The following is a 12,619-nucleotide window of genomic DNA, read 5'->3' as shown; positions in this document are numbered from 1 at the left end:
AAACAATGGTCGGACCCTATTTGCTCGATTTCCGGGTTGAATATGCACCACTATTCATATATGCTTTTCGTTATAAAAAACGCAGTGCTTATTCCATATGAAACTACAACAGCTAAAATACATTGTCGAAGTTCTGAACAATAACCTTAATGTATCGGCCACCGCCGAATCGCTTTTTACGTCACAGCCAGGTATTTCCAAGCAGGTAAGAATGCTGGAAGATGAGTTGGGCGTACAGATTTTTGGTCGCAGTGGTAAGCACCTGACCCACGTCACTCAAGCGGGTCAGGAAATCATTAAGATATCCGCCGATATTCTTTCCAAAGTTGAAGGCATCAAATCCGTTGCCCGTGAATACACCCAACCTGACGAGGGGCGCTTACGTATCGCAACGACTCATACTCAGGCCCGTTATGCATTACCAGACGTGATCCAGGGATTCGTGAAAAAGTTTGATAAAGTGTCATTGCACATGTATCAGGGGACACCGGCACAAATCAGTGATGCCGCGGCCAAAGGCGAAGCGGATTTTGCTATCGCAACCGAATCTTTGCATCTGTACAACGACTTAATTATGTTGCCTTGTTATCACTGGAATCGCAGCATCATTGTTCGTAAAGATCATCCATTGGCGAAAGTTAGCAAACTGACTATCGAAGATGTTGCAGCCCATCCATTGGTGACTTATGTGTTTGGTTTTACCGGCCGCTCAGTATTGGATAAGGCCTTCCAAAGTGCGGATTTAGAGCCGAAAATCGTATTTACAGCCACCGATGCCGATGTGATTAAAACCTATGTCCGTCTGGGCGTTGGTATTGGCGTTATCGCGACCATGGCAATCGATCCGGTTCAGGATAAAGATTTAGTGGTTATCGATGCTTCGCACCTATTTGAACCAAGTACCACCAAGATCGGCTTCAGACGCGGTACTTTCTTAAGAACTTATATGTTTGATTTCATCGAGCGTTTTGCGCCACATTTAAACAAAGATGTGGTTACTAAAGCGATGCTGTTGAAGAACAATGATGAGATTGAAGCTTTCTTGAGTGATGTGACGTTACCGATGCGGTAATGTCACCACTGGAGTGCACAGAATTCAGATTACAGACGGCAGAAGGCAGAAATTGGGTTAGCTAAAAACGCCCTTACTTCCACCTTCCACTTCCCACCTTAAAATCGAGTGATTATACCAATCACACTGAGTTTGTGCACAACTCAGAGTTAGGGCAAAGGTTCAGTTACAACAAAGATTTCATTGATATAGTCATTCTATATTACTGAAATATTGGGCCGTAAATGGGCCTCTGATAAACTCCCCACGGGTGAGTTTTAAAGGCGTTTATCCTGCATTCCTGATTTTGGCTTATTTTTACAATAGAGCGATCAATCTCTGCAATCAAAGCCTTGCCTGAAAGCCTTTAAATTCTCACTGAGTGAGCAGTAATTTAATGTGATTGGTATATTAGATTAACACTCGATTATGTTAACCGCTAAGCCACCCCGAGACGTCTCTTTGTACTTGGTCTTCATATCATTACCCGTTTCCCACATGGTTTTGATTACCTTGTCCAGAGAAACCTTTTGATTGCCAGTGCCTCGCATTGCCAGACGAGAAGCATTAATTGCTTTCACCGCGCCCATGGCATTGCGTTCGATACACGGCACCTGAACCAGGCCACCAACAGGATCACAGGTTAGGCCAAGATTGTGCTCCATGCCGATTTCTGCGGCATTCTCTACCTGTCTCGGATTACCGCCAATTATTTCTGTCAAAGCACCGGCCGCCATTGAGCAGGCAACGCCAACTTCACCCTGACAACCAACTTCCGCACCGGAAATCGAGGCATTGGTTTTATATAAAATTCCAATTGCTGCAGCGGTAAGTAAGTAGCGAATACAATCGTCTTCGGATAACGGTTTTACAAATTTATCGTAATAGCAAAGCACTGCCGGCAGGATACCAGCAGCGCCATTGGTAGGAGCGGTGACTACCTGAGAGCCAGCGGCGTTTTCTTCGTTAACCGCAAGGGCAAATAAGTTTACCCAGTCCATTGCCTGCAGCGGATCGGCATTCTTTTCTACCGATAACGAGCGAAACAGGCTCGGGGCGCGACGCACGACCTTGAGACCACCGGGCAATATGCCCTCGGTGCTCATTCCGCGCTCTACACAATCGGCCATTGCCTGCCAGATTTTCAGTAGTTCATCACGGATAAAACGCTCGTCATTCAGGCATTTTTCATTCGCCATCATAATCGAGCTGATACTAAGGCCTGTTTCCTGGCACAGTGTAAGAAGTTCATCGGCACTGGTAAAACGATAAGGACGCTCTACGTTCAGGTGTAGAGATAAGGCTTTATTTTTCTCCTTTTCAAAATCGCAATCTTCAACGATAAAACCACCGCCGATGGAATAGTAGGTTTTTTCCAGGATCACCTTGTCATTAGCATAGGCATAAATGGTCATCGCATTGGCATGAGCCGGCAGGGTTTTCTTGCGATGATAAATAATGGATTCATTTTTTGGGAAATCGATAAAGTGCTCGTTGTTAAGGTGCACTTTTTCGGTATTGACCGTAGTTTCCAGAATCTGGTCAATAACGCTGACATTAATCGTTTCCGGCGCTTCCCCGTGAAGGCCAAGGATCACGGCTTTGCCGGTGCCGTGACCAATACCTGTCTGGCCTAGAGAACCAAACAGTTCAACCTTGACGCGTTCAACTTTAGTAAATAGATCCTGTTCAAGCAGGGCATCGATAAATCGGTTTGCTGCACGCATTGGGCCGACCGTATGAGAACTGGAAGGACCAATACCGATTGAAAACATATCAAATACACTAATCATAGATAAACCTGAATTATTGTTTGTTGTAAGGGATGTTATTTGAATTATGTTCGGATTCTAGCGTAAAAATAGATAGAAACCCAGCTACTTTAGAGCTCGGCAGAACAAAATTATTTGAGGTGTTTTACCAAATCTTTGATGATCGCAGCCGTCGCTCCCCAGATATTATATGTCATGTAGGGCATAAAATAGATTTTGTGGGTCATCCCGCGGCGGGATACTTTGACTCGAAGGTGATTACTTTCGTCAAGAAAGTGAGACAAAGGCACTGAAAATACTTCTGCAACTTCATTGTCATCAATGATGAAAGGGTAATGGGGTGGAATAAAACCAATAATCGGGGTAATCAGGTAACCGGTAATGGTGTGATACTGGCGCAACTGGCCAAGGATCTCGACATCGTCCTGAATAATGCCAATTTCTTCATGAGATTCTCTTAAAGCGGTGTCGACAACACTGATATCGCTTTCTTCGCACTTTCCCCCGGGAAAGCTTACCTGGCCCGGATGGTGATATAGGTGGTCGGCACGGCGTGTAAGAATTACCTCAAGACCGGCTTCAGTTTCCTGTAGCGGGATCAGGACACTGGCATTTTTCAATGTGCCAGGGTATCGAAACTCCTGACAACTGGAATCAAGTGAAGCTAATGAAAAGCGTTGAATAAATTCCGATTTCTTCACGTCAATGATTTCCAATCCTTTTACAATTTCTCCAACACTGGCAGTATTTTATTCACTTTGTCGAACGTTTCCTGATATTCACTGTCGACTTGAGAATCTGCGACGACACCGCCACCTGCCCAGCAATAGAGAGTTTGTTCGTTGGCTATCAGAGTGCGAATGGTAATGCTGGTGTCCATTTTTCCGCACGCCGAAACGTAGCCGATAGAACCACAATAAACACTGCGCCGATTAGGTTCAAGCTCTTCAATGATTTCCATGGCGCGAATTTTCGGTGCACCGGTAATTGAACCACCGGGAAAACAGCCACGTAGCAGATCCATAGCACTGTTATCTTCAGCCAGTTCACCGACTACCGTACTCACTAAATGATGCACCGCTGGGAAGCTTTCAATGGCGAATAGCTTCGGTACTTTTACCGAACCGGGCACGCAGTTTTTACTGATATCATTGCGAAGCAAATCGACTATCATCAGGTTTTCCGCCTGATCTTTACTGGCGTGTTTTAACTCACTCGCGAGTTTCTCATCACTTTCAGTGGTTTTGCCTCGTGGCCTGGTGCCTTTTATCGGCTTAGTTTGCACCTTGCTATCTTGAAGTTGCAAAAAACGCTCCGGCGAAACACTGAGTATGCAGCCTTGCGGCAATCGGATGAACGCCGAAAAAGGCGCAAGGTTGCTTTCGCGAAGGGCGAGGTAGGCTTGATATTCGCTGCCTTTGTATTCTGCCTCGAATCGCTGGGTCAGATTTATCTGGTAACAATCGCCGCTTAGCAAGTATTCCTGCACCCTGGCAAACTTATCCCGATACTGCTGTGCATTCATATTCGCCTGCCAGCTCGAGGTTAGCTTAAACCCGTCTTGTTGTTCGACTGCTGGCAAATCTGGGAAGTATTGCGATTCTAGTTCCGCAAGATTATCGTCCTGACTGACCAGAGTGTAAGTTTTCAACGCCCGATCAAAGATAAGCGCATGGCGATAAATGCCAACTGCCATATCCGGTAAATCGATGTCACGTTTACTTGTCGCTGGCAGACGCTCAAAGTAGCGTCCTAAATCGTAACTGAAATAGCCAAGCACACCGCCAGAGAATGGAAGTTCTGACTCGTTTACAACGCTCTCACAATGGCTTTTCAAATAGTGGTCAACGAGTGTTAGTGGATCGGCAACCGAATATTGAACGTGTTCTGTGATTTTGTCGTGAACTTTGGTTTTACCTTGTGACGTCTCTAAAGTGATCACCGGTTCGATGGCAACAATATCGAAGCGACTGTCGACATGGTTTGTTGAATTAGAATCCAGCCAAATTGCATAGGGCAGGTGTTGCAATCTGGCAAATAACGTTTCGATTGCCAGCTGGCTTTTGTCAGTTAATGTTTTGGTAAATATCGACATCCGGGCTCAGTCAGATCGTGAAATATGGTGCTAACGAGGACAAATTTTTACTAAGTCTATCAAACTCCAACGGCTAACGAGTAATTCTGTTCAGAATTTGTGTCGCCGCTTGAAAGTGAGTCGAAGGTACTAGGTAATTTTCTGTAGTTTGTCTGGCTCATAATGATTTGGCGATGTATCATACGGGCAATCTTAAAAAATTCAATATAACTCAGAGAAATCATTGGCTAATCTTAATATCAAATGCACTGGTTTTTCAGTGGAGTTGATTGAACCTTAGTTCAATGAAAGTGAGAAACGACGAGAAGATTATGACTATCATTAAGCAACAGGATTTTATTGATAGCATTGAAGATGCTTTACAATATATCTCTTTCTACCACCCGTTAGATTTCATCCAGGCACTTGAAACTGCCTATCACAAAGAACAAAGCCAGGCGGCGAAAGACGCCATCGCGCAAATTCTTATCAATTCCCGTATGTCAGCAGAAGGCCATCGTCCAATCTGTCAGGATACCGGTATTGTTACCTGCTTTGTAAAAGTGGGTATGGATGTAAAGTGGGATAATACCAACCTTACGGTTCAGCAAATGGTAGATGAGGGTACTCGTCGTGCCTATAATAACCCGGATAACCCATTACGTGCATCGATTGTCGCTGACCCTGCTGGTGCTCGTAAAAACACCAAAGACAACACCCCAGCGGTTGTTCATATTGATTTGGTAGCGGGCTCCCAGGTTGAAGTTATGATTGCCGCAAAAGGCGGCGGCAGTGAAAACAAAACCAAAATGGTGATGTTAAATCCAAGTGATTCAATCGCTGACTGGGTTGTGAAAACCTTGCCAACTATGGGCGCGGGCTGGTGTCCACCGGGCATGCTAGGTATAGGTATTGGTGGTACCGCCGAAAAAGCCGGTGTTCTTGCGAAAGAAAGTTTAATGGATCCGGTAGATATTCAGGAATTGATTGATCGCGGTCCACAAAATGCCGAAGAAGAATTACGTTTAGAGATTTATGAGCGTGCCAATAAACTAGGTATTGGTGCTCAGGGTCTGGGCGGCTTAACTACTGTGGTTGACGTAAAAATCAAATCGGTACCAACCCATGCTGCATCTAAGCCTGTGGTTATGATCCCTAACTGTGCGGCGACTCGTCACGTACATTTCCATTTGGATGGTTCTGGTCCTGCCGTACTTACGCCTCCTAAGCTTGAAGAATGGCCGCAAGTTACCTGGGAAGTTGGTGATAACGTTCGTCGTGTAAATGTGGATAACCTGACTAAAACCGATATTGCCGAGTGGAAAACCGGTGAAACCGTATTGTTATCCGGTAAAATCCTTACCGGTCGTGACGCTGCTCACAAACGCATTCAGCAGCTGTTGGAATCTGGCGAAGGTCTTCCTGAAGGCGTTGATTTTACCAATAAGTTTATCTACTACGTGGGTCCTGTAGATGCGGTAGGTGATGAAGTAGTAGGTCCTGCGGGCCCGACTACAGCAACCCGTATGGATAAATTTACTGAGATGATGCTAGCTGATACTGGTTTGCTAGGGACTATCGGTAAAGCCGAGCGCGGTCCTGCAACCGTAGAGAGCATCAAAAACCACAAGTCGGTTTACCTGATGGCAGTTGGTGGTGCAGCTTACTTGGTATCGAAAGCAATCAAGAAATCTCGCGTAGTAGCCTTTGAAGAGCTGGGTATGGAAGCCATTTACGAATTTGAAGTGGAAGATATGCCAGTAACCGTAGCGGTAGATAGCTCTGGTGAATCTGCTCACGTGACCGGTCCTGCAATCTGGCAGGCGAAAATTGAAGAGTTGGACGAAAAGCTCAAAGCTTAATTTCGCTGCTATTATAAGCTTTCAATTACTGTGTTTTTTAAGCGCTCCTTGATGTTAAATCTCGGAGCGTTTTATTTTTAAGCGCTTTTATTTTTACGCGGTTTTATGGTTGAATACTCCGGTTATAACAAACTGTGAAAAAGCAGGAATCAATAAATGAATTCATTTTCAAAAATAACTTTAGGTACCATTGCCAGCGTTGCATTTGCTACGGTACCGGCACTTGCTGAACAGGCACAAGCGAATTCTGATGCAAATACGGGCAATGTTGCCTCGCAATCGGAAACGCTAACGGTTGAGCACCTGAATAACTTTCGCCAGCTATATGATGTGAAAGTATCTCCAGATGGCGGCGCTTTGGTATACGGCATAAAAAATGGCCAGGAAAAAGGCGCCAATCATTTATATCTGCGAGATTTATCTACTGAGAAGGTAAGTCAGCTAACCTCGAATAAAGCTTCTGAACATACAGTGCAATGGGCCAGCGACAGCAAAGGTATCTATTTCCTTTCCTCCCGCTCTGGTTCATCCCAGGTATGGTTTCTGTCTTTAGGTGGCGGAGAAGCGAAGCAATTAACGGATTTTCCAATGGATGTTGGTGGCTACAAAATGGCCGCCGATGGCAAAACCATGGCACTGGCATTTGATGTAAAACCCGGATGTGAAACCCTGCAATGTTCCGTTGAGGCAAAGCAACAATTAGCGGCGCAAAAGCACAATACCCGAGCCTATGATCAGTTAATGGTTCGTCATTGGGATCACTGGCTTGATACCTTTAATACCCATCTTTTTGTAGCGACGTTACCGGAAACAGGAAAGTTAACTGACGCGACGGATTTGATGCCTGAGTGGAATGCCGATATCGCTGGCATGTCCCAGGTGAGTTTTCATCCGGATGGCACTAAGCTGGCTTTTTCTGCGAAATCTCCAGATCGTGATCATGCCTGGACGACTAACTGGGATATCTTTGAAGTAGATTTGGCGACTAACGCCATGACCAATATCACCGAAGATAATAAGGCCTGGGATGCATTGCCGCATTATTCCAGCGATGGTCGTTACTTAGCCTGGAAGGCGATGAAAACCGAAGTTTATGAGTCGGATAAATTTAGTCTGAAAGTGAAAGACTTGCGCTCCAGCAAAGTCCAGGACGTGGCGCCATTATGGGATCGTTCAATCAGCGATTTCCATTTCAGTGACGATAACCGCTCGGTTATCGCATTGGCTCAGGATGTTGGCCAAAAAAGCATTTTCTCTATCAGCCTGCAATTTGGCGAAGTCACTCCGGTTTATCAAAATGGTTATGCTGGAGATGTAACCAGCGCTGGTAAAGCCATTTACTTTACTCGCCATACCTTAGACACGCCTGCGGATATCTACACCATCAATAAAGACGGTTATGGCTTTAAACAGCTAACGGATATCAACAAAGACACCATGGCTAAGTTGCAAATGGGCGAGTTCAAACAGTTTAGTTTTCCTGGCTGGAATGACGAAAAAGTGTATGGCTACTGGTTAAAGCCGGCTAACTTTGAAGAAGGTAAGAAATACCCAATCGCATTTTTAGTACACGGCGGCCCACAAGGTAGCTTTGGTAACATGTTCCATTACCGCTGGAATGCGCAACTTTGGGCGGCGCAAGGCTACGGTGTGGTAATGATCGACTTCCACGGTTCAACTGGCTACGGACAGAAATTTACCGATTCCATCAGCGGCGACTGGGGTGGTAAACCGTTAGAAGACTTGCAAAAAGGTTTTGCTTATATCACCGAGAAGGAAACCTGGCTGGACGGCGACAATGCCTGTGCCCTGGGTGCCTCTTACGGTGGTTACATGATGAACTGGTTTATGGGCAAATGGTCAGATGGTTTTAACTGTATTGTTAACCACGCTGGTCTTTTCGATATGAAGAGTTTTTATTATTCAACCGAAGAGCTGTGGTTCCCAGAGCATGATTTTTCGGGCCCTTACTACGAGTTCGCAGAGAACTACGATAAGTTTGACCCGTCCCGATTTGTTGATAACTGGAAAATGCCAATGCTGGTGATTCAGGGCGAGCTGGATTACCGTGTGCCTTATGCACAAAGCCTTGGTGCGTTTACCACGTTACAGCGCAAAGGTATCGACTCGCGTCTGGTGATGTTCCCGGACGAAGATCACCATATCCGCAAACCAGATAACCTGAAGGAATGGTATCGTGAAGTGTTTGCCTGGATGGAAAAGTACTTGAAAGGGCAAAACGCGGAGTAATGATTAAAGGGGAGCTCAGTGTTCCCCTTTTTTATGGTGGAAGGTGGAAGGTGGAAGAAAAAGCCGAGCACCAGATATCCTTGCAGTCATTTCCTGCTCCGACAGGAAATCAAAGCCGTGCGTTCTTAGATCTCCATTTTCATGGAGATGACGGGTTATTGAAACGTGAAAACCTATCCAACGTCATTTCCTGCTACGACAGGAAATCACAGCAATGTGCTTTTAGATCTCCATTTACATGGAGATGACGAGCTATTGAATAGTCATCAGCCAACTAACGTCATTTCCTGCTTCGACAGGAAATCACAGCAATGTGCTCTTAGATCTCCATTTACACGGAGATGACGAGCAATTGAATAGTCATCAATCAACTAACGTCATTTCCTGCTACGACAGGAAATCACAGCCATGCGTTCTTAGATCTCCATTTTCATGGAGATGACGGGTTATTGAAACGTGAAAACCTATCCAACGTCATTTCCTGCTACGACAGGAAATCACAGCAATGTGCTTTTAGATCTCCATTTACATGGAGATGACGAGCTATTGAATAGTCATCAGCCAACTAACGTCATTTCCTGCTTCGACAGGAAATCAAAGATGCGGTTCATTTCCCTACTGAAAGTCTTTCGTTTCCAGATAAACGGGTGCGCTGAGACCACAATCTTTCAGGGCTAATTCAATGGTTTGATGTTCAAGATCTTTGGGCGCTGTGCACTCAAGCGAGCTTGCACCGGAACTATTGGTTAAATTCTTATTCACCAACACGCCCAAAGCATCAAAACCAGGTTGTCGGTCAATTTTATGAACGTACAAACTCTCTTTACTATTAATCGGGGTTATATTAACAGTCATGCCAGATTCCGAACGATTGGCACCCACGGGGTGATTTAACACCTGCTTGTCTAACGTTAAGGTTGTCGATAGCAACTTTTTACCATCGCGCTCAAAGTGCCCCTGATAAATATCGGCTTTAACCGCAAATGCTTCACCATCAATCATTCGCGTTAAATCAAAAGGCTCGGGTACAACAGTTACCATCTGTTTAGTAGCCAACATCGAAGTCACATTCTGTTTAATTTCTTCGGGTAAGCCGATTGAATAGACAATTTGGTGGTTGTGAGGTGCACGGTACAAAGGCAGATGATTGGCGTAAAGGTTCTGTTCACTATCGATAAGTAACACCATGCCGTGAATACCCATCAGGTTATGCTGTTGGTGAGCGTCTGCATTTGCAGAGGCAGGTTGGAGCATTGAAGCGCTGGTTAGAAGAATTGCCATTAATCCGGACAAGGCATATTGGGTATTGAACATGGTGAACCTTAAATTAATCGTTATTTGTTCATTATCGGTAAATCGCTACACACACGCGGGTAAAAACTTAAAAATCGCCAATAATGCAAATGTTAATTGAAACCGCAATGTGAAATTAAAGGATTAAATTGTACGTGAATAGCTAGCGAGTCACCATGAAATGCGCCAATACATGTTCATTTTGGTGTAAACATTTATATCGGAAAGCTAAATGTCAGATATTCAAAATCCGCTTCTAAAATCCTAAGTGAAGGGCATAAGCGTTTTGCTGATGTCGCTGAGTTTGCTCTTTCTCCTCATGAATAACACCTTAGCTGATGAGTCCAAAGCGGCGGGTAAGTGGATTGATTTGAGCCATGAATTTTCTGAGGACACCTTATATTGGCCCACCGCGGAAAAGTTTAAGAAAGATACGGTATTTCACGGTCAGAAAACCGGCGACAATTTCATGTGACTCGTTATCTTTGGGGCTGGCTTCCGGTTGCTCGATTTGGTGGCGCAATCTCTTCTCGAGGTACAATAACCCTGAGGTCTATCCTCAATCATTACCTGAAACTTTCTAATTAACCGCTTACCTGTTTCAAGGCCCGCTTAAAATCTTTCTGAAGATGAGGTTTCAGCTGTTTACGCACTGGCTTGGTGTCCAAATTGTTGCGTGCACAATGCAGTGCCAATGCGTATACGGTCTGTTGTTCCGTCAACATGTTCTGACGATTAGCCGAAGGACTATAGCAACTGCCACATCCCCCTCTAAACTGATAAGCCGTATTTGCCATCATTACCCCAAAGCCGAGGTAACAGGCGAGTAAATCAATGGCCTGATTTCTAAATTCATTACCACCAGGCGGAATATCATTGGTTTGACTGAGCAATAAGGCCGCAAACCCCTGGGCAAAATTAGCAATCATTGCCTGTGGATGATTGATTTGCTGTTCCTGATACGGCCAAATCATGGGCTGAGCACCTTGCATGGAAAAGTCGCTGTTAACCACATTGATATTGGAGCCGCGAAAACCATCGGGAAAGCTAAGTTTGGGCAGCGCATTGATTGCAGGAGCAGGGTTAAGGCTTGCTGGTTTCAGGACAACAGGCCAGTTCGACATACCCGCATATTCAGAAGTTTTTACAAATATTGCCTGAGCCATTTCATCTACGCTACCAACCCTACCCGGATAATACTCGTTGGTAGGCAGGATACAGCGGGCTTTTAACTCCGGATCCACACTAACAAAGTGCTTTTCCAACCAGACATAGGTCTCGTCTATCCAGGCTTTGCTGTGTTTATCAATAAGTGGGGAAGTTTTAAATAGGTTCGATAACATGACTAAACCGACAAATCTTTTTTACGGATTTTAAAGCAACCATTTGAAAAGAACAGCCCGTCTCGCAAGTTTTACATCCAAAAGTGACCCGTAACTGCCTGATAGGTCGCAAAATACTTTACGAAGCATTACGTAAGTTGCTTTGTGGTAACTATAAGCTACTGAATAGGTGATCATTTTTAAAATTGGTTCGCTGTTTGCTTTTTCCGTATCGGTTTAAACAAATACAGTAGAACTAATTATGCGTTTTCTTGCGGTTATTACCTTTCTAGTGTGTAGTTTTTCATTTAATAGTTATGCAGAAATCATAAGAGTCGAATTTATCGGCTATATCGACCAGGTAGAATATGAAGCAAATCTGGTTTTCAGTGAGGGTGACTCTTTCAGTGGTTATATGATAATCGATACGGAGGCTACTGATGTGGAAGAGCACCCAGAAAGAGTATCATTGGAAGGGATCTACTTTGAATTCTTGGTTAATGGTTATACGTTTACCGTTGCACCATTTTATTACAGGCCGAGTATGATTGAAGTTAGGGGGGAATACAGAAAAAGACTTATTGGCGAAGCTTGGTCCGGAGGAAACCCAGAGACTGAATTTACAGGCGAGTTTTTAGGTTACGAATTTAACTTTATGATGTTGGACTTTACTTATTATCGAGGTGAAGCGGGTGAGTTGGATATACCACTGTTCAGTGAAGAATTTTTTTACAATTTAAGTCAGATACGAACTAGCTATTTTGCACTGGATTTCGATAACTTAGAGTCTGGCGGGTACTCATTTTTTGTCGGAAAAATCGTTGCGATGGGGCTACCCTCAGTTTCATCTTCTTCCTCAGATGTTTCTGAACCCAAATCTTTAACACTTTTGCTGTTATTTACCACTGGCTTAATCAGCGCTAGACGTTTGAACAAAAGTCGCATGAACTAAGATAAATAAACATTTATTGCCTAAACACCAAGGAAGGTTATAG

General features: G+C 44.4%; 10 protein-coding genes. 5 read left to right on the top strand and 5 right to left on the bottom strand.

Going from position 1 to position 12,619, the window contains the following annotated elements:
• The first annotated feature begins 97 nt into the window (after nucleotides 1-97).
• Nucleotides 98-1,072 (top strand): HTH-type transcriptional regulator CysB, encoded by a 975-nt coding sequence (gene cysB, locus FNC98_RS10030; RefSeq protein WP_143581099.1) that lies wholly within the window; start codon nucleotides 98-100, stop codon nucleotides 1,070-1,072.
• 395 nt (nucleotides 1,073-1,467) lie between these two features.
• Here cysB and FNC98_RS10025 read toward each other — a convergent pair whose 3' ends face one another.
• From FNC98_RS10025 to pabB, 3 genes are all read right to left on the bottom strand, one after another.
• Nucleotides 1,468-2,844 (bottom strand): L-serine ammonia-lyase, encoded by a 1,377-nt coding sequence (locus FNC98_RS10025; protein WP_143581098.1) that lies wholly within the window; start codon nucleotides 2,842-2,844, stop codon nucleotides 1,468-1,470.
• Between the two features lie 110 nt (nucleotides 2,845-2,954).
• On the bottom strand, nucleotides 2,955-3,524 hold the full coding sequence (locus tag FNC98_RS10020) for a CoA pyrophosphatase (protein WP_143581097.1): 570 nt from the start codon (nucleotides 3,522-3,524) through the stop codon (nucleotides 2,955-2,957).
• A 20-nt stretch (nucleotides 3,525-3,544) separates the two neighbouring features.
• Nucleotides 3,545-4,918: an aminodeoxychorismate synthase component I gene (gene pabB, locus FNC98_RS10015; protein WP_143581096.1), complete on the bottom strand. Its 1,374-nt coding sequence runs from the start codon at nucleotides 4,916-4,918 to the stop codon at nucleotides 3,545-3,547.
• 311 nt (nucleotides 4,919-5,229) lie between these two features.
• On the opposite strand from pabB, the gene FNC98_RS10010 reads away from it, so the two are divergent.
• Together FNC98_RS10010 and FNC98_RS10005 are read left to right on the top strand one after the other, a co-directional pair.
• The gene (locus FNC98_RS10010) at nucleotides 5,230-6,759 is read left to right on the top strand and encodes a fumarate hydratase (RefSeq protein ID WP_143581095.1); all 1,530 of its coding nucleotides are present in this window, start codon (nucleotides 5,230-5,232) and stop codon (nucleotides 6,757-6,759) included.
• A 156-nt stretch (nucleotides 6,760-6,915) separates the two neighbouring features.
• Entirely contained in the window at nucleotides 6,916-9,009 is a 2,094-nt protein-coding gene (locus tag FNC98_RS10005) for a prolyl oligopeptidase family serine peptidase (protein WP_143581094.1), read from the top strand.
• Between the two features lie 615 nt (nucleotides 9,010-9,624).
• On the opposite strand, the gene FNC98_RS10000 is transcribed toward FNC98_RS10005, so the two are convergent.
• Entirely contained in the window at nucleotides 9,625-10,323 is a 699-nt protein-coding gene (locus FNC98_RS10000) for a hypothetical protein (protein ID WP_143581093.1), read from the bottom strand.
• Between the two features lie 298 nt (nucleotides 10,324-10,621).
• On the opposite strand from FNC98_RS10000, the gene FNC98_RS09995 reads away from it, so the two are divergent.
• Nucleotides 10,622-10,777: a hypothetical protein gene (locus FNC98_RS09995; protein WP_185967928.1), complete on the top strand. Its 156-nt coding sequence runs from the start codon at nucleotides 10,622-10,624 to the stop codon at nucleotides 10,775-10,777.
• 109 nt (nucleotides 10,778-10,886) lie between these two features.
• Here FNC98_RS09995 and FNC98_RS09990 read toward each other — a convergent pair whose 3' ends face one another.
• On the bottom strand, nucleotides 10,887-11,645 hold the full coding sequence (locus FNC98_RS09990; protein WP_143581092.1) for a hypothetical protein: 759 nt from the start codon (nucleotides 11,643-11,645) through the stop codon (nucleotides 10,887-10,889).
• Between the two features lie 241 nt (nucleotides 11,646-11,886).
• Here FNC98_RS09990 and FNC98_RS09985 point away from each other — a divergent pair, with 241 nt between their 5' ends.
• Nucleotides 11,887-12,576, top strand: a complete 690-nt coding sequence (locus FNC98_RS09985; RefSeq protein ID WP_143581091.1) for a hypothetical protein — start codon at nucleotides 11,887-11,889, stop codon at nucleotides 12,574-12,576.
• Nucleotides 12,577-12,619 lie beyond the last annotated feature (43 nt).

The organism is Thalassotalea sp. PS06 (assembly GCF_007197775.1).
Taxonomy (GTDB): Bacteria; Pseudomonadota; Gammaproteobacteria; order Enterobacterales; family Alteromonadaceae; genus Thalassotalea_A.
Note: the sequence above shows the minus strand (reverse complement) of the source record. Positions and strands in the feature narration are given on the sequence as shown.

Coding starts and splice junctions, on each gene's coding strand:
- FNC98_RS09995 (WP_185967928.1), top strand. CDS start 10,622: ATGAATAACACCTTAGCTGATGAGTCCAAAGCGGCGGGTAAGTGGATT.
- FNC98_RS09985 (WP_143581091.1), top strand. CDS start 11,887: ATGCGTTTTCTTGCGGTTATTACCTTTCTAGTGTGTAGTTTTTCATTT.
- FNC98_RS10010 (WP_143581095.1), top strand. CDS start 5,230: ATGACTATCATTAAGCAACAGGATTTTATTGATAGCATTGAAGATGCT.
- cysB (WP_143581099.1), top strand. CDS start 98: ATGAAACTACAACAGCTAAAATACATTGTCGAAGTTCTGAACAATAAC.
- pabB (WP_143581096.1), bottom strand. CDS start 4,918: ATGTCGATATTTACCAAAACATTAACTGACAAAAGCCAGCTGGCAATC.
- FNC98_RS10025 (WP_143581098.1), bottom strand. CDS start 2,844: ATGATTAGTGTATTTGATATGTTTTCAATCGGTATTGGTCCTTCCAGT.
- FNC98_RS10000 (WP_143581093.1), bottom strand. CDS start 10,323: ATGTTCAATACCCAATATGCCTTGTCCGGATTAATGGCAATTCTTCTA.
- FNC98_RS10005 (WP_143581094.1), top strand. CDS start 6,916: ATGAATTCATTTTCAAAAATAACTTTAGGTACCATTGCCAGCGTTGCA.
- FNC98_RS09990 (WP_143581092.1), bottom strand. CDS start 11,645: ATGTTATCGAACCTATTTAAAACTTCCCCACTTATTGATAAACACAGC.